Annotated in this window: 20 protein-coding genes; 16 read left to right on the forward strand and 4 right to left on the reverse strand. The window is 43.6% G+C overall.

Going from position 1 to position 21,371, the window contains the following annotated elements; translation table 11 throughout:
- Positions 1-111: 111 nt before the first annotated feature.
- The 6 genes from GTQ38_RS05675 to GTQ38_RS05695 all read left to right on the forward strand — a co-directional run bounded on the left by GTQ38_RS05675 (position 112) and on the right by GTQ38_RS05695 (position 4,963).
- A complete protein-coding gene (locus GTQ38_RS05675; RefSeq protein WP_161434504.1) occupies positions 112-1,164 on the forward strand; it encodes a sensor histidine kinase in 1,053 nt (350 codons plus the stop codon).
- Positions 1,145-1,906, forward strand: a complete 762-nt coding sequence (locus GTQ38_RS05680; RefSeq protein ID WP_161434505.1) for a LytR/AlgR family response regulator transcription factor — start codon at positions 1,145-1,147, stop codon at positions 1,904-1,906. Before GTQ38_RS05675 ends, GTQ38_RS05680 begins: the two co-directional genes overlap by 20 nt.
- An 86-nt stretch (positions 1,907-1,992) precedes the next feature.
- Positions 1,993-3,018 (forward strand): S1C family serine protease, encoded by a 1,026-nt coding sequence (locus GTQ38_RS05685; protein WP_161434506.1) that lies wholly within the window; start codon positions 1,993-1,995, stop codon positions 3,016-3,018.
- A 158-nt stretch (positions 3,019-3,176) separates the two neighbouring features.
- Positions 3,177-3,914 (forward strand): hypothetical protein, encoded by a 738-nt coding sequence (locus tag GTQ38_RS05690; RefSeq protein ID WP_161434507.1) that lies wholly within the window; start codon positions 3,177-3,179, stop codon positions 3,912-3,914.
- Positions 3,915-4,147: 233 nt separating this feature from the next.
- Positions 4,148-4,282, forward strand: a complete 135-nt coding sequence (locus GTQ38_RS21100; protein WP_262886116.1) for a hypothetical protein — start codon at positions 4,148-4,150, stop codon at positions 4,280-4,282.
- A gap of 21 nt (positions 4,283-4,303) precedes the next feature.
- Complete coding sequence (locus GTQ38_RS05695) at positions 4,304-4,963, forward strand: hypothetical protein (protein WP_161434508.1); 660 nt, start codon at positions 4,304-4,306, stop codon at positions 4,961-4,963.
- 118 nt (positions 4,964-5,081) lie between these two features.
- Here GTQ38_RS05695 and GTQ38_RS05700 read toward each other — a convergent pair whose 3' ends face one another.
- Both GTQ38_RS05700 and GTQ38_RS05705 read right to left on the reverse strand, forming a co-directional pair.
- Entirely contained in the window at positions 5,082-5,726 is a 645-nt protein-coding gene (locus GTQ38_RS05700) for a hypothetical protein (RefSeq protein WP_161434509.1), read from the reverse strand.
- A gap of 85 nt (positions 5,727-5,811) precedes the next feature.
- The gene (locus tag GTQ38_RS05705; protein ID WP_161434510.1) at positions 5,812-8,175 is read right to left on the reverse strand and encodes a patatin-like phospholipase family protein; all 2,364 of its coding nucleotides are present in this window, start codon (positions 8,173-8,175) and stop codon (positions 5,812-5,814) included.
- 347 nt (positions 8,176-8,522) lie between these two features.
- Here GTQ38_RS05705 and GTQ38_RS05710 point away from each other — a divergent pair, with 347 nt between their 5' ends.
- Positions 8,523-10,223 carry a GMC oxidoreductase gene (locus GTQ38_RS05710; RefSeq protein WP_161434511.1) on the forward strand — a complete coding sequence of 567 codons (1,701 nt, stop codon included), beginning with the start codon at positions 8,523-8,525 and terminating at the stop codon, positions 10,221-10,223.
- Between the two features lie 4 nt (positions 10,224-10,227).
- Positions 10,228-10,821 carry a gluconate 2-dehydrogenase subunit 3 family protein gene (locus tag GTQ38_RS05715; protein WP_161434512.1) on the forward strand — a complete coding sequence of 198 codons (594 nt, stop codon included), beginning with the start codon at positions 10,228-10,230 and terminating at the stop codon, positions 10,819-10,821.
- A gap of 80 nt (positions 10,822-10,901) precedes the next feature.
- On the opposite strand, the gene GTQ38_RS05720 is transcribed toward GTQ38_RS05715, so the two are convergent.
- Positions 10,902-11,318 (reverse strand): hypothetical protein, encoded by a 417-nt coding sequence (locus GTQ38_RS05720; protein ID WP_161434513.1) that lies wholly within the window; start codon positions 11,316-11,318, stop codon positions 10,902-10,904.
- Positions 11,319-12,109: 791 nt separating this feature from the next.
- Between GTQ38_RS05720 and GTQ38_RS05725 the strand changes: the two genes are divergently transcribed.
- Complete coding sequence (locus GTQ38_RS05725) at positions 12,110-12,337, forward strand: hypothetical protein (protein ID WP_161434514.1); 228 nt, start codon at positions 12,110-12,112, stop codon at positions 12,335-12,337.
- 46 nt (positions 12,338-12,383) lie between these two features.
- Here the strand turns inward: GTQ38_RS05725 and GTQ38_RS05730 are convergent, their stop codons facing one another.
- A complete protein-coding gene (locus GTQ38_RS05730) occupies positions 12,384-14,489 on the reverse strand; it encodes a sigma 54-interacting transcriptional regulator (protein ID WP_161434515.1) in 2,106 nt (701 codons plus the stop codon).
- A 182-nt stretch (positions 14,490-14,671) separates the two neighbouring features.
- Between GTQ38_RS05730 and GTQ38_RS05735 the strand changes: the two genes are divergently transcribed.
- The 7 genes from GTQ38_RS05735 to GTQ38_RS05765 all read left to right on the forward strand — a co-directional run bounded on the left by GTQ38_RS05735 (position 14,672) and on the right by GTQ38_RS05765 (position 21,370).
- A complete protein-coding gene (locus tag GTQ38_RS05735; RefSeq protein ID WP_394350959.1) occupies positions 14,672-15,553 on the forward strand; it encodes a pirin family protein in 882 nt (293 codons plus the stop codon).
- A 53-nt stretch (positions 15,554-15,606) separates the two neighbouring features.
- Positions 15,607-16,377 (forward strand): hydrolase, encoded by a 771-nt coding sequence (locus tag GTQ38_RS05740; RefSeq protein ID WP_161434516.1) that lies wholly within the window; start codon positions 15,607-15,609, stop codon positions 16,375-16,377.
- A 58-nt stretch (positions 16,378-16,435) separates the two neighbouring features.
- Positions 16,436-18,235 carry an amidohydrolase gene (locus GTQ38_RS05745; RefSeq protein ID WP_161434517.1) on the forward strand — a complete coding sequence of 600 codons (1,800 nt, stop codon included), beginning with the start codon at positions 16,436-16,438 and terminating at the stop codon, positions 18,233-18,235.
- Between the two features lie 24 nt (positions 18,236-18,259).
- The gene (locus GTQ38_RS05750) at positions 18,260-18,784 is read left to right on the forward strand and encodes a YceI family protein (RefSeq protein ID WP_161434518.1); all 525 of its coding nucleotides are present in this window, start codon (positions 18,260-18,262) and stop codon (positions 18,782-18,784) included.
- Positions 18,785-18,836: 52 nt separating this feature from the next.
- On the forward strand, positions 18,837-20,234 hold the full coding sequence (locus GTQ38_RS05755) for a tyrosinase family protein (protein WP_161434519.1): 1,398 nt from the start codon (positions 18,837-18,839) through the stop codon (positions 20,232-20,234).
- On the forward strand, positions 20,221-20,850 hold the full coding sequence (locus tag GTQ38_RS05760; RefSeq protein ID WP_161434520.1) for an SCO family protein: 630 nt from the start codon (positions 20,221-20,223) through the stop codon (positions 20,848-20,850). The genes GTQ38_RS05755 and GTQ38_RS05760 overlap by 14 nt, the downstream gene beginning before the upstream one ends.
- Before the next feature lie 70 nt (positions 20,851-20,920).
- A complete protein-coding gene (locus GTQ38_RS05765) occupies positions 20,921-21,370 on the forward strand; it encodes a DMT family transporter (RefSeq protein ID WP_161434521.1) in 450 nt (149 codons plus the stop codon).
- Position 21,371 lies beyond the last annotated feature (1 nt).

Here is a 21,371-nt window from a genome sequence, read left to right on the forward strand (position 1 = left end):
ACGAGTAGAAACGGGAATAGCAGGGTTTAAGCCTTTAAAGATCAATTAAAGGCTTTGGCTGCATCTAAAACCTGATAAACTATGCCTATATTTAGTCAAATATCCATACCTATGAGCCCACGTTCCGGAGTTAGGACCCTCCATCTGGTCAAAGTTTCCCTGCTCGTTACTTTTCTGGTGGTACTCCCAAGGTTCGTCGGCTATTTGAACGTGCTCGACTTTGGATCAGACTTTTTTTCCGGCGCTTCCTTATCGGATCTGATCCTTAGAATTATAGTCTTTTTCGCATTTTCCTGGTTGATCCTGGAACTAAATGTGAACGGGCAGCGGTTTTTCCCCCGCTTAGCTAGAATTTATAAAATCGCCGTCACTTATGTTTTGAATGTGGCTCTGATATTTGCCGCTTCCGCAGTTTTCAGATTTTTACATGCCGCCATCGTAGAAACGGATACCGGAGAAGTGGTGCCCAAATACATAGAGTTCGTCTTTTTCGCCCTTGCGGTAATACTCGTTTTTGTATCCAGCATTATCAGCCTGCAAAAGGCAAGGCACGACAAGATCCTGGAGAATGCCGAATTGAAGCAACAGAATCTGCAAAAGGAACTTTCTGCATTAAAAAACCAGGTAAACCCTCATTTTTTGTTCAACTCACTAAACTCCTTAAGTGCCCTGGTTAGGGAAAACAAGAAGGCATCTGTATTTGTCAAAAATCTTTCATTCCTGTACAGGTATATTCTTCAGAGCGGCGAACTTGATCTGGTAACAGTTGATGAAGAATTGCGATTTTTGAAGAGCTATATGGATTTGATAGAAGTTAGATACGGTAATAAGCTAAAATTTGCATTGAATATTGAATCCTCATTTGGCACAAAACAGATCCCTCCCTTAGCGCTGCAGTTATTAGTTGAAAATGCCGTGAAGCACAATGAAATATCGGAGAAGCATCCTTTGGAAATCAAATTGTATTCCACTAACAAGGCTCTGATCGTGGAAAACAAGATCAGATTGCGAAAATCTCTGAGTAGGAGCAGTGGTATTGGCCTTTCTAATCTGGACAAGCGATACAATTTACTGACTGGCAAAAACATTTCCATAAGACAAAAAGAGGGAAACTTTATTGTAGAACTACCCATAATTGAAGCAAATGAAAGTAGTAATAGTTGAAGACGAAGTCACGGCCAGTGAAAACCTGACCTATCTATTGAAGCAACTGGAGCCCAATGTGGAAGTGCTGAAGGTTCTGGATGCAGTGGATACTTCAGTAGCCTATTTTAAGTCTGGGACCGAAGCCGAATTGGTGTTTATGGATATTCATTTAGCCGACGGAATTTCCTTTGAGATCTTTGAACAGGTTTCTATTGAGGCTCCTATCATATTTACCACAGCTTATGATCAATACGCCCTCAAGGCTTTTAAAGTCAACAGCATTGATTATCTGTTAAAACCTGTAATTGAAGAAGAACTGGAAGCCGCATTGAACAAATTCAGGCAGACAGGAAAGAGTCCTGCCATAAATGATGGCCAGCTCAATGCCATATTAGGTTTGATGCAGAATCAAAATAACAATTATAAAACTACCTATTTGGTTCATCAAAAGGACGAAATGGTACCTGTAAAAACCAAGGATATCGCGTTTTTTTATATCGATACCGGACTCGTAAAAGCGGTTACTTATCAGAACAAACCTTATGTCATTGAGAAAAAACTGGAAGATATAGAAACAGAACTCGATCCGCAGTTTTTTAAAAGGGTCAATAGGCAGTATATCGTACAAAAAGATGCTATTGCGAATTTAAAATATTACTTCAACGGTAAACTTATACTCCAGACCAATCCACCTGCCAAAGAGCGTATTGTGATTAGTAAGGCCAAGGCCACGGAGTTCAAAGCCTGGGTAAACAGTTAATCCTCAATTTTTAGAACTAGTAATAATTATATAGCACATCCAATATATTCAAATCAATACCTAAAAATCTTTACTACTATCCTATCATGAAAAAATTCCTCGTTTTAGTTTTTGTCCTATCAGCCTTTCCGGCGTTTTCACAGAATTTGTCTCAACTTTATAAAAAAGTAAGTTCATCTGTGGTGGTTATCAACGTGGAAAGTGTTGCCCCGGATGGGGAAGGAGACTCTTTTCAATTGACCCTGGCGGCCACTCAGGGATCAGGAGTGCTGGTGAGCGAAACCGGATTAATTTGGACCGCCGCTCACGTCATCCAATCAGCTGAGAACATTTCGGTAGAGTTTCTGGACGGTGACAGCTATCCAGCCGAAGTGATTGCTTCCAGTCCGCTGGCCGATACTGCTATCATTCAAGTTTCCGGGGAGTTTTTACTCAAAGACAAAAAAGTTGCCACGCTCGGGGATTCCGATAAGGTTTCAATAGGGGAGGATGTATTTGTTATTGGCGCTCCACATGGCTTCAGACAGTCTTTAACCCGGGGCATTTTAAGCGGCAGACATGTACGCGACAAGCTTAGCAATGATTTTGAACAGATCGAGTTCCTGCAAACTGATGCAGCAATCAATCCAGGTAATTCAGGGGGTCCGATTTTTAATATGAAAGGAGAGGTGATCGGCATAGCCAGCAGCATATATACCTCCTCTGGCGGGTTTGACGGCATAGGCTTTATAGCCCCGGCCAATGCGCTTAAGAATCTCATGGGAAGTTCAGATAATCCCTGGACCGGTATGGAGACGCTTCTATTGAATCCCGAATTGAGCATGGTCCTCAATGTCCCGCAAAAATCTGGCCTGCTGGTCATATCTATATCTTCACGCAGTCCGGCTGCTCAGTTAGGACTTAGGGGTGGATATATACCTGCGAATATTAACGGAACAGATCTGTTGCTTGGCGGTGATATCATTTTGGAAGTTGCCGGGATTAAGTTTGAGGATAAAAATTCCAGATCCCTCATCAAATCAAAGATCTCAGAATACAGCAAAGGGGAATCAATTCCAATCGTAATTCTTAGGAACGGGCAGATCGGGCTTTCTCAGTTTCAAAAGCAATAAAAGTTCAGTAACGGTTTTAGACGTTTCACATTTTAAATGGGTCAATTCATATTAAAACCTCTAAAATACCCTTGGTTCCGGACTAAATTTGTGCCAGGAAATTCAATTTAGAATTCCATCAGTTAGAAAATAAAACACAAACTCTAATTTATTTAGCCATGAGACCCAAATACATTCTTTCAATCTTCGTACTTAGCCTCTGTTTTAACCTGCAGGGTCAGAATGTGAAAGAAGCCATTCAGAACAGTAAACAAATAGCAGAAGGGAAAAAAAACCTAGAACGTGATATAAAGGAATTAGAAGCTTTTAAGGCTAAACTCGCCGTCCTGGATACTGCTTTTGAGACAAGGAATTCGGAAAGATCCAATGAGGTAAAAGCCAATATTGTAAAGGATATGATCCGAGAAGTTGGGCAAAGTGGCGAAAAGGCAAAAAAGGCCAGAAAAGAGATCGCCCAAAGTTCGGCGGAAGTGCGTTCGGAACGCAGAGAGATCAGGGAGGACCGCGAAGATTCAGACCACGGCGGATATGACAGAAGGGATGACGAAAGGGATTTAGCCAGGGACAAAGCTAATGCAAGGGATGATCGCAGGGATAGGCGAGATGATATCCGCGATTTTCAAGGTCAGATAGATCGAGCCGAAAAACAAGCGTCCATACTGGAAAAACTCAAGGAGTATAGCTTTAGTTTTGAGGATGCTGATATGGAGAAGGCAGTTGCTCAAAAAGCACTACTCTTAGAATTTAAAACCAGCCTGGAGCAAGATGTCGAGGCTACCAAACGAGAGTTAAACGAAGACATCAGGGAGAGTCGTGAAGACCGTCGCGAACGAAGAGACGACCGAAACGAGCGCGATGAGTACGATACCAAAAGAAAACGCAAAAGACGCTGGTAAACATTTATCCGTTTTCGAGTGAAAGGCTTTGCATTTACGCAAAGCCTTTTTTATTACTTCAAGCCAGTAATTTGCTGTAAGCAATCCTCCGGTTCCCGTTACTCTTTTAAGGAATTCACTTCACTTTTAGATTCGGCTGTTTCATGTGCCATCTAGGCCGCTTCACCTAAAATCACCCCAATGTTGGCGGGACCTCTGAGTACTTTTGATCTAGAAATTAAAACCAATATAAGATGAGATCAATTAGAAAAGCAATAGTGATAAACAGGATTGGGAGAACAAATCAGATCACCGGAATTCAACCACATCAGCAGATACTAAACAGGCTGATGGCACACCTGGAAGAGGACACAATTTTATTTATTTAATAACTTCAAAAACAACAAACAATGAGAAATTTAAAAACAGTTTTAGGAACAGTATTACTAACAGTTACAGTATTTAGTTGTTCAACAGTAAAGGTATCCGACAGATGGCAGGAGCTGGATTCCACAGATATCAAAAGCAAAGATATCCTGGTGGTTAGTAAAACGGAAAATCCCACAGTGAGGGAGCGATTTGAAAAAGATATGGTGACGGAACTCAACGGTAAAGGCTTTAACGCTACGGAGAGTTATACCAAATTCCCGGATTTAAAGCCAGTTAAGAAAGGCAATACGGAGGAGTTAAAGCAATTGGGCAATTCGCTTTTAGATCAGGGTTATGAGGTAGTTGTACTTACCGTACTCAGGGACGTTGAGGAATACACCAAGACCGTAACTACTGGTAACTCCTATACGGTAAACACCTTTCCAGTGCATTACCATAGACGAGGCTATTACAGAAGCTTTTATAGAGGGTTTGGTACCATTTACGTGGATGGTGGTCCTACTGAAACTGTAACTTCTGAGAACAAGAGATACATATTAGAGACCCTGGTTTACGATTTGACCAAAGAGGAAGATCAGCAATTGCTGACGATAATTACCTCGGAGGTTGACAACCCTGAAACCCTGGGAACAACTTCAAATGATTTTTCAAAACAAATGGTGAAAGAACTGTCCAAATAGCGATAAATCAATGGTGAATTAATTTAGAGGGGAATGGCAAAACCATTCCCCTTTTTAGTTTTTGATTACACTATTGCTTTAGATCGGAACTATGCGCTACAAATTCTGAAGCTCGCCTTTACTTCGCAGAAACAATATTATCTGCGATTAGCTGGTTTACCAGTCGTTTGGTGAAACTTTTGGAAGCTGATTCCAGTGAGGACGGGTTCATCAGAGAGGACTGGCCTGTCCATACCATGGTCTCTTTTCCTTCGGAAAGTTCCCCTTTTACATCGTACAAAACCGCTTCTATCAGGTAGGTCTTTGTGGGCTGGTAATAACCAGGGGTGCTATAGACATTGTATCCCCTTGCTATATAACGGCCAACCCTGTAATACGACGGAACGTACACTGTTTCTCCGGGCTGATAGCGTTCGGACTCCTTGGAGTCTATCAAAGCCATGGTGATCACCCCATCCAACTCGTTCTCCTTGATAATTCTGATGTAGTCCTTCGCCTTTAAGTTCTTTCCGCTCCCGGGAGGGAACATGCTTATTCCTTCTACGGCATTGATACCGTTCTCTTTGAGCAGTGCAACCGCGCCCCCTTCAAACAGATTGCGGGATTCCAGGTCTTTACTCATCCCTACAACAGCTACTTTCCCATAAGCACGGTCCTTATACCCGTCCTTGGTCCAGGTGGAGCTCATTTTTGCAGGGCCGCAGCCCAGGAGAAAGAATACAGAAATTAGTGATAAAAACAGGTAGTGTTTAAGTGTATTCATGATGGTTGGAGTTTATAAGTGGTTTTAAACATTTAACATGCGATTCTGAAAGGAAATAGTGTTTGGTATTGATGGTGATCCTGCATTATTCTATGGATATTTTGGAATAGGTATCCTCAAAACTATCCTTCTTAATACAGTAGACCTCATCCCTGCTTTCAACAGGTACCACCAAGTAATCGTCCAGGTATAGCGATTGACTTAGTTCCCATTTGGGTTCAATGTAAACCGGGTTCATAGGACTGGAGATCAGGTTTTCCAGGGCTTTTAGATTGAACTTACGGATATTCTCCTCGGAGATCTGTAAGGCGTAAACTTGTGCATTCTCATTGGGTTGATAGCTGTTTTCCCCGGTTTTCACGTATTTTCTATTGAAATTTTCGGGTGTAACGATGTATTGTTCACGTCTTTTGGTACCGTTGGTAACGATGTATTCCCCGGGTTCCGCAATACTCCAGTCTTCTTTTAAAGTTCCCCGCTCTGCCGTCTCGATCGCTTCTTCTTTTTCATCAATGATCTCAACAAAGGAAACTACCCTTTCCCCACCCTTGGCAACAATGGCTTCGACAGCCGCTGTCTTCTGATACTTACCTCCATTTTCAATGACCTTGATGTAATTTTTTACCAATTCCTTTTGCTCCAGGGTCAGGGCTGAAAAGGTTCGCATCAGATAGGGTTCTATCTTGCCTGAGACCGAGCCGCTGATCTTCTTTTTGACAAAACGCGGAAACCATCGGACAAATCGTCCCAACCATTTATTCACCCCTTTCGCCATTTTCTTTATGTCCGGATAGCTTTGGGCTACCATCTGGTCTATCCTATCCTGAATATTGCGGGTTATCTCTGATAACTCCTGAGTGGTTAATCCATTGTATTTGGGCTCAGCGATCTCTGTTCGTACTTTTTGTAGTTCTGCAAGGTTTTCTTTATTAAGGTCTTTAAAATCGCTGGCCTTGGTCTTTTGAAGCATGATCATGTCCGGGATAAGGGGAATTTTAAAATGAGGATGGTAATCTTCCATACCCCTGTGGCTATAGTTTGCGTCATATCGCCATTGCGCTTCCTGAGCTTCGGTTAATCGGACACCAGTAATGTCTGCAAAGCGCTGAGGTTCTTCACCAAAGTGATATCTCAGGAAAGCCTGGCAGTTTTTTCGGCCTAATTGATAGTCGTGCTTCCGGAACGCTTTTTTCATAAAACCGCCAAAACCCTCTATCAATCCGCAGGCGAGGAAGTAGAAGCCTTTCTTTGACGGGGCGATCAGGTACCTTTCTTCCCCGGCAACCCTCTCATGCAGGTCTTCCTGCTTAAAGGAAGACTCATTGCGGAACGCCTGGATTAACTTAAAGAACTGATCCTTCAACGCATAGCCTTCATCACCTGGATGTTCGTAATCTTCAATTCGGGTGGCATTCGTAATCGTAGGGAAGGGGTCTATTAAAATCACATAGTGCTTGTCTTCTTCGTGATGGGCTTTCCTTTTCTTTTCCAGCAATCTGAAAGTGGTACTGATAGGTTCATTGTTGATGGCCCCGCCGTCCACAGCCGTAAAAGTGTAGTTGTGGTTATCCGGTAAGGATAAATTCACATTCATATTCTTTGCCTTCATACGGGCCCTGAATTTTTCAAAATGCTTTCGTTCTATCTCAATTTTACGATTGCTTAGCCCAAAGGGAAAGGCCCCGGTGGCCATAGCGGCAAGGGCAAGGCGATCCTTGCTGTCGTCTGTGATGAGTAGGGGAGGATAGTCAAAATCTATATGCTCCTCTTCTTTGAATTTGTAGTGCATAAAGCCACTATGAGTGGTTAGCACATTACGGGTAGGGTTGTTGTCCCCCATATTGGTAAAATCAATGTCAACCGGAATACCCTCAAGATTGGTAACGGACAGCAGTATACTAAGGTGCTCGCTAATATATTTTGGAGGGGTAAAATCAATTTTATCCGGGATGGCCCTGGACGCAATATCATCAATAGGCTGGGAATTGAGCAAAGACTTCATTTGGCCGAAAGTAACTACATCTTCCGGGTGCATAAGTTTGGTAAAAGTTGAAGACCCTTCCTCGTCCACCATATTGATCCAGGAATCGTAGAGTTTGGTAGGGGAATCCCTGTTTTCTGTGCAATCGTAATTTTCCGAAATTAATTCCCCATTCCTACGCGTCAGATAGCTGCCGTCATTGAAGGAATAAGACAATACCGCCGCGGTCATTCCGCCGGCGGATGAACCACTCAATACCTCAATTACTAGATCGTGAAGTGGGATTAATTCTTCCTCTGCTGTCAGCTTTTGATCAAGTCTTTCTTTTTCTTTGATCCGTTTCTTGGCCTGCTCCCATCTTTCCAGTGTCTCTATCAGATAATCCACAACCCCGGCTGTATATGCTCCGGCGGATACGGCGCCAGCCATACATATGCCCAATCGAATTTTCTTTGAGTTTTCTCCCATGCTGTAATTCCTTAGTTTGTAGTGTAGAAGTCAGTTGATGAAGCAGGGGGATCAGCCCTGAAGAATTGTAAATATCTTCAGGGTGCTTACTGTCTTAAAAGGTAAGAAAATTCTATCCTATGATCCAAATATTTAAGTAAGAGGCCCAAATGGATTAATACCATCAGAAAAGCTCTCTTTTTTTATTGAATCCTGATAGTTGTATTTCTGTATACACAGCTGGCTCGAACCATTATTCCTGTTGAAGTCCATATTTATTGAGGATTGATTTGATTCACCGGAGGATGGGCAAAATTAATTTCTGTAATTTAATGGCATCATCCATTTTTTGAAAGTAACTTTCTCCTATGGCTTACTACAATATTGATGCGCAGACACAAACTACCTATGATGCTATCGTAATTGGATCTGGTATAAGCGGGGGCTGGGCCGCTAAAGAATTATGCGAAAAAGGGCTTAAAACCCTGGTGTTAGAACGAGGTCGGATCGTACAGCATGTAACGGATTACCCTACCATGAATCTGGATCCCTGGGATTCTGAACTCCGCGGAGGGTTAACCCCTGAACAGAAAAAGAAACACTACAAAGCGATTCGTTCCGGATGGATTGGCACAGATACGGAACATTTTTGGGCGGATGACGAAGCGAACCCTTATACCGAAGTAAAACCCTTTTTGTGGTTGCGGGGTCATCATATGGGTGGTCGATCTTTGCTTTGGGGAAAGCAGACCTATCGCTGGAGCGACCTCGATTTTGAGGCTAATGCCAAAGAAGGGATAGGCGTAGACTGGCCCATTCGCTACAAGGACATGGCACCCTGGTATACCTATGTTGAAAAGTTTGCCGGCATTAGCGGGGAAGCCCTTGGGCTTCCGCAATTACCGGATAGTCATTTCCTGCCGCCTATGGAACTGAATTGCGTGGAAAAGCACGTAAAAGGCAGGATTGAGGGTAGTTTTCCGGGCAGACATATGATCATCGGCAGGGTGGCACATCTCACCAAGCCACTTAATGGAAGAGGTCAATGCCAGTACAGAAACCGATGTAGCAGAGGATGCCCCTACGGAGCTTACTTCAGTAGTAATGCGGTTACACTCCCTGCGGCACAGGCTACAGGAAATCTGACCATCAGACCGTATTCCATTGTTCAGTCCCTAGTCTATGACGATACCAAAGGTAAGGCCACCGGGGTCCGCATAATTGATGCGGAAACCAACGAAGACATTGTTTTTTCAGCAAAGATCATCTTCTGCAATGCCTCTACCTTAAGTAGCACCCAAATACTGCTTAATTCCACTTCCGATCGCTTTCCTAACGGCTTTGGAAATGACAGTGGCGAATTGGGTCATAATCTCATGGACCACACCTACCGGGTTGGCGCTTTGGGTAAGGTTGAAGGTTTTGAAGACAAGTATTACAAGGGAAGGCGACCCAATGGCATTTATATTCCCAGGTACTGGAATGTAGACGAAACGACCCGCTCTGATAAGTTCTTAAGAGGATTTGGTTACCAGGGAGGGGGTTATCGCGGTGGGAATCCCGCAAATATTGAATCCTTTGGTGGTGAGTTCAAGGATCAAATTTTAAAGCCCGGACCCTGGGAGTTCTTTATCACTGGATTTGCAGAGTGTTTACCCTATCACGAGAACCAGGTAAGTTTGAACAGTGAAGTCCTGGATAAATGGGGGCAGCCTACTTTATCCATAGATGCGGAATTCAAGGAAAACGAAAAGGCTTTAAACCGTCAGATCCGGGAAGATGCGGTAGAAATGCTTGAGAAAGCCGGCCTGAAGGATGTTATTGGTTTTGACAAGGATCATCCGCCGGGATATGGTGTTCATGAAATGGGGACTGCAAGAATGGGGCGAGACCCCAAAACCTCTGTACTCAATGGGTTTAATCAGGTCCACGCGGCAAAGAATGTGTTCGTCACGGATGGCTCTTGTATGACCTCTTCTTCCTGCGTAAATCCTTCATTAACTTATATGGCGATCACTGCCAGGGCTGCGAACCATGCGGTATCTGAATTGAAAAAAAGAAACATCTGAAAGTATGGACAGAAGAAGCGCAATTAGAAATACAGGATTACTGGCAGGGGCCTCCGTCACCCTACCTACATTCTTATCCCTGTTGCAATCCTGTAAGCGGGAAACACGCCTGGACTGGGAACCTGAATTTTTTACCCGGGACGAGGCCAAAACGATTTCGACTCTTGTAGATATGATCCTTCCAAGAACCGAAACTCCAGGCGCCCTGGACGTAAAAGTGGATATTTTTATCGATAAGGTTATAGCCCGAACTTATGAGGAGCAGGATCAGGAAGCGATGCGAAAAGCTATTGCTGACTTTAATGAAGACTGCCTTAAAAACCATGGCAGTGTCTTTAATGATCTGAACGAGTCCGAAAAAATCAAGGTTTTAGAAGCCGCTGAAAAGTCTTCCGGAAAGTTTAACCCCGGCATTTGGGGTATTACCATAGGCAATCAGGAACCCGTAGGTTTTTACCGGTCTATGAAGGCCGTCGCCATATGGGCATATTTTACTTCCAGGGAAATAGGGGAGGGTGTTTTAAGCTACGATCCCATCCCGGGAAATTACAACGGATGTCTTCCGGTAAAAGATGTTGGCAATAAATGGAGCCTTTAAGGGTATATCCTTGAGATAATAGGATGATCGTTAACGGAAAAGGTTCTGGTGCCAATATCAATACAGCTGTGCCAGGGAAGTTACAGGATCAACCCGTATAGATTCAATATTTTATCAATTCCCTGGTCAATTTTCATTTGGTAGGATTTGATTTCTGCCTGTATCTCAGACGAGTTTTTTCCATCGGACAATTTGTTGAGGTAGGGTGGTTGACTTTTATTGAACTCCAGGAGGAGCCAGCTAGGGTTGATTTGCTTTTTCTCATACAGAAAATTAAGCAATGTGATCAGTTTACCGGCCGTTAAACTGTTTTCTGTTTCCATCTTGGTGATGGTATTTTGGGTAAACATATTGCGCTTGTCTACAATATCCCTGGACTTCAAATAGTCATTAAGCATTTCCGCGAATTCAACCTGACTTTGAGCAAATACTTCTTTTCTTATTCGCCTTATTCTTTTTCCCAAAAACGGATGTTTAATACCCTCTTGAATATTCATGATTTTATTGTCAACTAGAAAGCCTTTTTAAGATGCTGCAAGATTCCAGACATAAAAAATAAAAGGAGGAGACCCAGTCCTGTGTCATTCCTCAATACACAGCACCTTGACCATTATGGGATCCTCCCTTTATCTTAGAACTAAAATTGCTCTGTCGGGAACGCCTACGCTAATAATACTAGTCAATCATGAAAACATCAATGAAAAAAAAGACAGCGTCCCTCAACTGAACTTCATCAAAATTAGGCTATGCTAAGGGAGAGAAACAAAAGCCAATGCATAAGTGGTGTAATACAGCGATAATGGGGCAAGGATTGAAGGAGGTATGCCAAAAGTAAACCGTTAATACTGCCGTGATTGTCTCTCTGAAAAACAGATCAACCATTTAATGGATCGTGAAAAAGCTGCTTGAAATTTGGCGATATCCAGCACAGTATACACTATCAAATTCTCCCTAACTGATCGCATGGTATTATGGACTTCAAAACTTCTGAATTGAACCGTCTTCTTTCATACGACTCGGTAATATATCCCACTTGTCGTCATATGTACACACATATGCATTCGCTTTTTGGCCAGACCCCGGTTCACTCTATTTTTACCCCAGTTCACAAGTAGAGGGAGGACCCATGTCATTCCTGGTTTTGTCGGATTAAGAACTACGTGCCGCTGCATGGCACCTAGGTTCCAGCATTCAAGTGTTCCGAAACAGGACTGACTAGGGCAATGGGATCCTCCCTTTTTTTACCACTACATGAGAAATCATCTCTAAACTCTCAAAACCAAACAATATGAAAAAACACTACTTTTTATTACTACTACTATTAATGTTTGTGAACCTTCAGGCCCAGGACTCAAGATCCGGACTGGACCTTACCAAAGGCGATGTGCTAAAATGCCTGGTGGATACGGCTAAAAGTGATGGATGGCACTTAATTAAGGCCTACTATGATCCGAAAGGAAAACTTGTGTTGATCTTTGTAAAGGACGGTCAGACCAGGACCTACATTAGTAGATAACTTTCCGGAATGTTCAAACCCGGTTTCTAAAATAAATACCAGGCCGCTAACGGAAATTGGTTTGCCTCTCTATACCCAAGCGCTTCATCTTTGCAAAGAGAGTTTTGTCCTTAACTTCCAGAATAGAAGCAGCGCCCTTGGGGCCGCTTACCCGCCAATTGGTTTGTTTTAAGGCATTCAATATATGCTCCCGCTGCACAGCCTCCAGGGATTTGAAATCTTCGATCTGAGCAGGTATTTCGGGTATTGGTATCCATGATCCCGGATTCAAAGTGGTTCCGTTTTCTATGATAACCGCCCTTTCAATGAGGTTCTCCAATTCTCTGATATTGCCGGGATAGTTGTAATTCATAAGGGCTGTAATGGTCTTTTTACTCAATCTCCTGAAGGCTTTGCCTGCCTTGTTGGAATACTTTTCAAGGAAGTATTTGGCCAAAACCGGAATATCATCTTTTCGCTCTCTTAATGGGATATTATAGATAGGGAAGACATTGAGGCGGTAGTAGAGATCAACTCTGAACTTGCCATCGGCAACCATTTTTTCCAGGTCCCTGTTGGTAGCGGCAATAACCCGAATATCCACTTTTATGGTTTTATTGCTCCCCAATTCATCAAATTCCCCTTCTTGTAAGAATCTCAGGAGTTTTGGCTGTAGGCTAAGGGGTAATTCGCCGATCTCGTCCAGAAATATTGTACCGCCATCCGCCAGCTTAAACTTGCCGATCTTATCTTCCACAGCGCCCGTAAAGGCTCCTTTTTTATGACCAAAAAGCTCACTCTCGATAAGTTCTGAGGGAAGGGTTGCAGCGTTTATTTTGATCAGGGGTCTGTTCTTTCGACTGCTGTTCTCATGGATAGCCCGGGCCAGCAGTTCCTTACCCGTTCCGGATTCTCCTGTTATTAAAACCGTGGTGTCCGTTGGTGCTACCTGGTCTACTTTTTTTAGGACTTGCTGGTACTCTTTGCTTTGGCAGATAATATGGCCAAAGTTGATTTCCTGGTTGATCTCGTCCTTGAGATACTCATTTTCATTTTCCAGCTGTGTTTTTAGGGATTTGATCTCTTCCAGGGCCTGAAATAATTCCACATCGCGTTTCTTCCGTTCGGAAACATCCCGGATCACCGCGCAGTTCAGGTCTTCTCCATCATAAAAAATATGATTTGCGGAAATGTCTACCGGAAACTTTGTACCGTCCTTTCGACCCACAAGCCATTCAAAACGCAAAACACCCTTTTCAACGATCTCGTCAAAATGACCTTCCCACCATTCCGGAGTGATCTTCGGGTCTAGGTCATAGATGGTAAAACCATCCAATTCTTTTTTTGTAAATCCAAGTTTGGTAGAAACGGAATTGCTGTACAACAAAAGCTTTCCTTCCCGATTGTAGACGTATATGAGGTCTTCCGCATTATTTATGATCTTACGGAACAGTTGCAGTCTGGTCTCAAAGGTTTTTTGCTCGGTAACATCCTGATAGGCACCTAAGATCTTGAATACTTTTTTGCCCTTGAGAATGGGCTCCGCTACACAACGCAAATACTTTTTGTTTCCTTGTGCGCCTTTGATTACCAAAACTTCATCATATGCCGTTCCCTTCTGTAGTGCTGCACTAAGCAGTTTTTTAAGCCTATCCGCTTCCATGAAATGGTGGATTACCTTTCCTGGAAGTAAGTCGTTCTTATCCTTGGTCTCAAAGATCTTTAAAGCTTCTGAAGTAACGATCAAAGAACCGTCCTGCAGGTTCAATTTCCATCCTCCCACCTTAGCCATGTGCTCGGTAGATTCCATTAAATAATTGTAGAAGGAAGATTTGGTAATATCCTGGGCCAGGGCGCAGATCCAATCATTTCCATTATTTGAGAAAAACTGAGCAAAAACCTCCACCTGGTAAAGCTTACCCTTTTTGTTTTGATGCGCTTCTTTGAAATTATCAGTACCTACTTCTTTTAGGTGCTCCCAGTGCTCAGCCCAACTAACTTTAGTTACGGTACTATTGATGTTAAAAATTGTAAGCGTATTCAGGTCCTTTGCGTCGTATCCCAACTTGTTCAAAAACATGTCATTGGCATATACTATTGAGCCTTCCCGGTTCAGGACAAAGACTTCGTACGGTAAGGCTTGAATAAGCCATTGACTAAGGTCTGTATTCATTTTAGAGGCTTTTGGAATTCGTGGGTTTATACCTCTTAAAATTACCATAAAATTTCTCAAATAACAGAAAATTCTAAATAGTCAGAAGCAATTTAGAATTCCTATAAACACTTAATAACTGGTATTCAATTGGTTAACTGTTTGGCACGTATATGGTTTATTATGACAGGAATTTTAAAGTGATGAAACGAAAAGAATTTATACAGAACCTGTCATGGGGAGGAGTGGTATCTCTGCTGGGGGTAGCTAATTATCTGAAGGCTGCATCAGCTCAGTCAGGCTCCGGACATGACAATTTAAAACAGTTAGGATTTAATCATATAAACACTATGGAAACAAAAACCAGAACAACAGTACTGCATAAGGCGGAAACAAGAGGTAAAGCCAATCACGGCTGGTTGAACTCACATCATACGTTCAGTTTTGCCAACTATTATAACCCGGATCGAATGAACTTTGGAGTATTACGGGTTTTGAATGACGATGTGGTTGCTGCGGGCAGGGGATTCGGAACCCACCCTCACAACAATATGGAGATTATCTCTATTCCCCTGGAAGGCGATTTGGAGCACAAAGACAGCATGGGAACTTCGGCTGTCATAAAACAAGGAGATATCCAGGTAATGAGTGCCGGAACAGGCATCCTTCACAGTGAATACAATGCCAATCAGGACAAGGAGGTAAAATTCCTCCAGATCTGGGTGGTACCCAATAAAGAAGGAGTCGAACCCAGATATGATCAGATCAGTTTGAATTTGGGAGATAGAAAAAACAAACTGCAACAGATCCTTTCGCCCAATTCGGAAGATGAAGGAGTTTGGATTCACCAAAACGCATGGTTCAATATGACCTTTTTGGAGGCAGGTAAATCACTGAATTACCAGTTGAAGGATGCTGAAAACAACGGGGTGTATGCCTTTGTCATCAATGGCGAACTGACCCTGAACGGGCAAAAGCTCTCAAAGCGGGATGGCTTTGGCCTATGGGACCTGGAAGAACTGGAGATCACTGCAGATAGCGATACCGAATTGCTTCTAATGGAAGTGCCCATGAATATTGCTTAATCGAAAATTAAAAATCAAGTATAACAGTCAAAATTGACACTAATAAATCTAAAATGAGAAACTATAATTTATTACTGATAGCACTATTCGTAAGTGCTCTGACTTTTGGACAATGGAAACAATACAATCCCAATCCGGACAACGATCCGGCCAATGCCTCAAAGGAGTTGTTGAACCCGACTAATCATACCCTTATCCTGATTGATCACCAAAGTCAAATGGCTTTCGCGGTAGAGTCCCAGCCTATTGAGGAATTGCGTAACAATTTAGGCCTGGTCAGTGAGGCGGCGGTACTGTATGAGGTGCCAACGATTGTGACAACAATTGCTGAAAAGTCCTTTAGCGGGCCGGTCTTTCCTGAGATACGGGACATTTTTACCGACAGGTCTAACTACATAGACCGCAGTACAATGAACACCTGGGAAGACACCCGTGTTGTAAAGCAGGTTGAAAAACTTGGAAAAAAGAAGCTGGTGATCGCAGGTCTTTGGACAGAGGTATGTGTTCTTTTCCCCACACTTTCAGCCATTGAAGATGGCTATGAAGTATACATCATTACTGATGCTTCCGGCGGACTTTCACAGGAAGCCCATGATATGTCGATTCAAAGGGCAGTGCAGGCTGGCGCCAGGCCTATAACTTCGCTTCAATACATGCTGGAAATCCACAGAGATTGGGCCAGGAGCGAAACCTATAACGAGATTGTAAGAATATCTAAAAAGTACGGTGGCTCTTACGGTTTGGGCATTGATTACATCAAAACCATGAGCAAGTGGCTGACCGGTAAGGAAGCCAGTGAGGCAGATTCCGGAACGAAAAACTAGAAAGGCATAAAAACAGTGCTCCACAAAACTGTGGAGCACTTTCTTAAACTCATGGATAATGAAGAATTATGTTTCACTTTTAGTACTGGCAATCCTTTTGGGGGCTTGCACTGAGCCTGTAAAAAAAGCTGCTGAAACCGCCGATTTGGTCGTCACCAACGCAAAAGTCGCGGTGATGGACAGCAACAGAAGTATTACAGAAGCCATTGCCGTGAAGGACGGTCTGGTAATGGCCACTGGTACCACAGAGGAAATAACGGCCTTGGTTGGAGACAGCACAGAGGTTATAAATGCAAAAGGCAGAACGCTTATTCCCGGCCTTAATGATTCACATTTGCACCTGACCAGAGGTGGCCGCTTTTTTAACGCTGAAGTACGTTGGGATGGTGTTAAAACGCTAAAACGTGCCCTGGAGATGTTAAAAGAACAGGCAGCCAGGACACCGGAAGGTCAATGGGTAAGGGTAATTGGTGGCTGGAGTCCTTTTCAATTCGAAGAGAAGCGCTTGTTCACTATGGAAGAATTGAATGAAGCGACTGGAGATGTACCGACCTATGTGTTGTTCCTGTACAGTCAGGGATACCTCAATCAAGCCGGACTTGATGCTTTGGGAATTGATGAAAATACCAAGGCTCCCGTAGGGTCAAGATTTGAAAAAGGCCCCAATGGAAAATTGACCGGGGTTTTATTTGCAGAACCTAATCCCACCATTCTGTATGCCCGAATTGGAAGTCTTCCTCCTTTAACACAGGCTGAGATGGAAAACGGAACTAGGCAATTCTATCGTGAATTAAACACTTTTGGAATTACCAGTGGAATTGATGCAGGTGGAGGCGGACATAAATTTCCAAAGGATTACACCGGTACCAAGGCCCTTGCCGATGCCGGAGAGATGCCTATTCGTTTGTCTTATTATTTGTTCCCTCAGAACAAGGGTGCGGAATACGAAGAATTCACCGAGTGGATGGAAACCAATGAAGTGGGACATAACGGAGAGATCCATTTGGATCACGGATACGAACTGGAAGGCGGTGGTGAATTCCTGGCCTGGAGTGCAGGAGATTTTGAGAACTTTTTGGCCCCACAACCTTTGTTGAACCGTGACAGGCCTACCTGGCGCGGAGATCTGAAGCGCATTGTTCGCCTGCATGTGGACAACGGCTGGCCTTTCAGGATCCATGCTACCTACGGGGAAACCATATCGAATATGCTGGATGTTTTTGAGGAAGTAAATGAAGAAACCAATGGGAAACTGGCTTCGAAACGATGGTTATTCGATCATGCCGAAACGGTTCAGGTAAAAGACCTTGAGCGCATTAAAGCCTTGAATGGAGGTATAGCCATTCAGGCCCGTATGGCGTATGCAGGGGAGTATTTTGTGGAGCGCTACGGAGCTGAAAAAGCCAAACAGGCACCACCGGTTAAGAAGATGATGGAAATGGGCTTGCCTGTAGGTGCAGGAACGGACGGTACCCGTGTGGCCAGCTATAACCCATGGCCTGCTTTGTATTGGTTGGTGACTGGGAAAACAGTTGGTGATTTTCAACTAGCCGAAGAGGCAAACCGGCTGAGCCGCGAAGAAGCTTTGCATTTGTATACCAAGGGAAGTGCCTGGGTTTCCAACGAGGAAACCGTAAAAGGAACTTTGGAAAATGGCATGTTCGCGGATTTCGCCATTCTTTCTGACGATTATTTCACCATTCCTGAGAAACAAATCAATGAACTGACCTCAGTTTTGACGGTGGTTGGTGGAAATGTGGTTTATGGCGATGAGGAGTTTGCCAAAATGAGTCCTGAAATGCCGGAAGTGATCCCGGATTGGTCACCAGTGAAATACTTTGGAGGATATCAAAAATAATGACATATAAAAATTAAAACAGATATGGAAAATGCAGTAAAAACAAAATGGAATTTAGACACTGCCCACTCAGAGATTGGGTTTAAGGTAAAACACATGATGATCTCTTCGGTAAGCGGGCACTTTGAAGAATTTAATGCCTCTGTTACCACAGGATCAGATGATTTTAAAGATGCGGAATTTGATTTCGCTGCAGCGGTCGGAAGCATCAATACAAAAAACCAGGAACGGGACAACCACTTAAGGTCAAATGATTTTTTCAATGCCCAGGAATATCCCCATATGGCCTTTAGATCAAACTCCTTTGATGGGCAGAAAATGATCGGGGATCTGACCATCCGCGATGTGACCAAAACCATTGAATTACATGTTGATTTCAATGGAGTGGCTGTTGACCCTTACGGACAAACCAAGGCCGGATTTGAAATAGGCGGGTCTATCAACAGAAAGGATTTTGGACTTGCTTGGAGCGCTGTAACCGAGGCTGGAGGTGTTGTGGTAGCAGATCAGGTCAAGCTGGTAATAGACTTACAATTCATTAAAGCTTAATTACACCATTAGCGGGTGGCTATATGCCACCCGCTTTCTAATTAAAAGATTCATGAAAACTAATCAACAACTACGACGTGAGTTTCTAAAAAATATGGGGTGGTCTGCCTTGGGAGTTTCCGCTTTACCCCTTGCCACCTCGGCTATCAGCGCTTGTGAAAGCAATGCTGAAAAGGCTATAATAAAACCCGCCAGCGGAAATTTGGCCGTTCGGAAAAATATTGCTGATATTCCTGTTGACGATGCAGAAATTAAGGTATTAAAAGAGGCGATAAACATACTAAAAAAGCGCTCCGAAATAGCGCCATTAGACCCCTCGGGTTGGCAAGCCCATGGTATGCTGCACGCTACCTTTTGCGCCACAAGCATTTATGCCAATCAGGTTCACTACAACTGGTATGTCTGGCCCTGGCACCGCCTGTATCTATGGTCCATGGAACAAAAGCTTCAGAAAGCGGTGAGCGAACCCAGCCTGGCCTTACACTATTGGGATTGGACCAAATCCAATACCATTCCGGAACACTATTGGGGGGATGAAAGCAATCCCTTATTCAATGTTACACGACTGATCGATTCAAGCAATGAGATCCCTAAGGATTTCATCAATGTAGGTGCAAGTTTCAGGGCCGCCAAATACAAGACTTTTGGGGGCTATCCAGCGATCAAAAAACGGGGGGATGCACAACTTGACGGACTTGCGGAACAGAGCTTCCACAACAACATCCACAATTGGATAGGCGGACAAATGGCTACATTTACGGAATCTGGCTTTGATCCTATCTTTTATGCACATCACGGCAACTGCGACCGGATCTGGGATGCATGGCAGGCCTACAGCCCTGAAAACACCCTTCCTCAGGACGAAGAATGGCTGGAGAAACGACTTTTTTCTACAGACGGTAATGGGACCCCGATAGATTTTAAGATTAAGGACCTATTGAGCACGGAAGATCTTGGATATACCTTTCAGGATCTGGATTTGAACCCTACCTTCTGCAACCCGTACGAAGAAAAGGACAAACCAGTAAGAGAGGCTTCTAAAGTGGATTGCGTTGCCCCTCTAAACCTGAAAACCTCTCAAACGGAGGCGATTTACACTGAACTTATTGATAGGGAGCGGACCCATGTGATCCTCCATTTTGAAAGGGCTCAGCTTCCTTATCAGCCATATTGCGCACGGGTTTTCTTTGAATATGACAAAGAAGGCGAGCGGGTGAGCAAGTACACCGGGACGTTTACCATTTTACCCATTTTGGATCTGGACAGCGTTCTGCTTCAAAATGGAGTGCACCTACAGATTGAAATTGAAAAGGAAATAGCGGAAGCCATTCAACAGCAAAAGAATATTGAGGTGGTATTTCAACCCGTACCGCTGCCAAACAGGAATATTCCGGATGAGATCCTAAAACTGGAAAACATCTCTCTTAAACTGAATTATGAAGACAGTTAGCCTAGTTCTGCTGTCTTTGGTCTGGTTATTTTTTTCATGTAAGGGTAAAGGGATGGCGCAGTCCGAAGTTCTTCCAATCCTTGGTGAGACATCCAGGCATCCTGTAACCGGGGAGCTGGTCTATTACAAGGCTCCTGAGTTTTCATTGAGAAGTCAGACCGGGGAGGCGTTTTCAGAACAGCAGCTCCATGGAAAGATCCATGTGGTGGACTTCTTTTTTACGACTTGCCCGACCATCTGTCCTAAAATGACCTCCCACCTCAGGGAAGTGCAGCAACACTTTGAAGGCAATGACAAAGTGGGGATACTGTCTTATAGCATTGATGCCCTGACCGACACCCCTGAGGTACTTGAAAATTATGCCATGGCCAATGGGATCAAAAATGAACAATGGAAGCTATTGACTGCTGATCAGACCGATGTTTTTGAGATTTCCAAAGGATACAAGGTCATGGCCTTTGACGACTCAAGGGGAGAGGAACGGACTTTGATCCATGATGGGACATTCGTATTGCTCGATGCTGAAAGACGGATCAGAGGGTATTACAACGGCCTGGATCCGCAGGATACCAGAAGGCTTATTGCGGATATGGAAAAACTTCTGAAAGGCTTGTGAAATGGGAGATCTTAAATCGTTGATCCAAAAGATTTCCTATGGATAGATCAATCAGAAAAAAACCTGGAATATGAAAGCACAACTGTTTTATATTATTCTCGCTGTTATAGCGGGAGCTGTACTGCCTTTACAGGCGGGGTTGAATGTGCAATTGGGTAAATCAGTTCATCAACCTATATTCGCAGCCTTTGCGTCCTTCCTGATCGGTACTCTTGGTTTACTGGTTTATCTGCTCATACTGAAATTCGATTTTTCTACCATGGAGCAGACTAAAACGGTCTCCCCTGTGGTTTGGCTTGCAGGCATTCTTGGAGCCTTCTACGTGGCTGCCGTAATTATACTGGCACCCAAATTGGGAACAGCCCTGACATTTGTTCTTATCGTCGCTGGCCAGATGACGGTTTCCCTGGTATTGGATCATTTTGGCCTGCTGGGGCTACCGGTAAAGCACATCAACTGGCAGCGCATGCTTGGAGTTATCTTTTTAGTAGCCGGTGTTTTGTTGATAAGACGCTTCTAAG

It is taken from the genome of Poritiphilus flavus (assembly GCF_009901585.1).
In the GTDB taxonomy this organism is placed as follows: domain Bacteria; phylum Bacteroidota; class Bacteroidia; order Flavobacteriales; family Flavobacteriaceae; genus Poritiphilus; species Poritiphilus flavus.

Coding starts and splice junctions, on each gene's coding strand:
- GTQ38_RS05690 (WP_161434507.1), top strand. CDS start 3,177: ATGAGACCCAAATACATTCTTTCAATCTTCGTACTTAGCCTCTGTTTT.
- GTQ38_RS05710 (WP_161434511.1), top strand. CDS start 8,523: ATGGCTTACTACAATATTGATGCGCAGACACAAACTACCTATGATGCT.
- GTQ38_RS05685 (WP_161434506.1), top strand. CDS start 1,993: ATGAAAAAATTCCTCGTTTTAGTTTTTGTCCTATCAGCCTTTCCGGCG.
- GTQ38_RS05760 (WP_161434520.1), top strand. CDS start 20,221: ATGAAGACAGTTAGCCTAGTTCTGCTGTCTTTGGTCTGGTTATTTTTT.
- GTQ38_RS21100 (WP_262886116.1), top strand. CDS start 4,148: ATGAGATCAATTAGAAAAGCAATAGTGATAAACAGGATTGGGAGAACA.
- GTQ38_RS05730 (WP_161434515.1), bottom strand. CDS start 14,489: ATGAATACAGACCTTAGTCAATGGCTTATTCAAGCCTTACCGTACGAA.
- GTQ38_RS05755 (WP_161434519.1), top strand. CDS start 18,837: ATGAAAACTAATCAACAACTACGACGTGAGTTTCTAAAAAATATGGGG.
- GTQ38_RS05735 (WP_394350959.1), top strand. CDS start 14,672: ATGAAACGAAAAGAATTTATACAGAACCTGTCATGGGGAGGAGTGGTA.
- GTQ38_RS05700 (WP_161434509.1), bottom strand. CDS start 5,726: ATGAATACACTTAAACACTACCTGTTTTTATCACTAATTTCTGTATTC.
- GTQ38_RS05745 (WP_161434517.1), top strand. CDS start 16,436: ATGAAGAATTATGTTTCACTTTTAGTACTGGCAATCCTTTTGGGGGCT.
- GTQ38_RS05765 (WP_161434521.1), top strand. CDS start 20,921: ATGAAAGCACAACTGTTTTATATTATTCTCGCTGTTATAGCGGGAGCT.
- GTQ38_RS05740 (WP_161434516.1), top strand. CDS start 15,607: ATGAGAAACTATAATTTATTACTGATAGCACTATTCGTAAGTGCTCTG.
- GTQ38_RS05675 (WP_161434504.1), top strand. CDS start 112: ATGAGCCCACGTTCCGGAGTTAGGACCCTCCATCTGGTCAAAGTTTCC.
- GTQ38_RS05705 (WP_161434510.1), bottom strand. CDS start 8,175: ATGGGAGAAAACTCAAAGAAAATTCGATTGGGCATATGTATGGCTGGC.
- GTQ38_RS05725 (WP_161434514.1), top strand. CDS start 12,110: ATGAAAAAACACTACTTTTTATTACTACTACTATTAATGTTTGTGAAC.
- GTQ38_RS05680 (WP_161434505.1), top strand. CDS start 1,145: ATGAAAGTAGTAATAGTTGAAGACGAAGTCACGGCCAGTGAAAACCTG.
- GTQ38_RS05750 (WP_161434518.1), top strand. CDS start 18,260: ATGGAAAATGCAGTAAAAACAAAATGGAATTTAGACACTGCCCACTCA.
- GTQ38_RS05715 (WP_161434512.1), top strand. CDS start 10,228: ATGGACAGAAGAAGCGCAATTAGAAATACAGGATTACTGGCAGGGGCC.
- GTQ38_RS05720 (WP_161434513.1), bottom strand. CDS start 11,318: ATGAATATTCAAGAGGGTATTAAACATCCGTTTTTGGGAAAAAGAATA.
- GTQ38_RS05695 (WP_161434508.1), top strand. CDS start 4,304: ATGAGAAATTTAAAAACAGTTTTAGGAACAGTATTACTAACAGTTACA.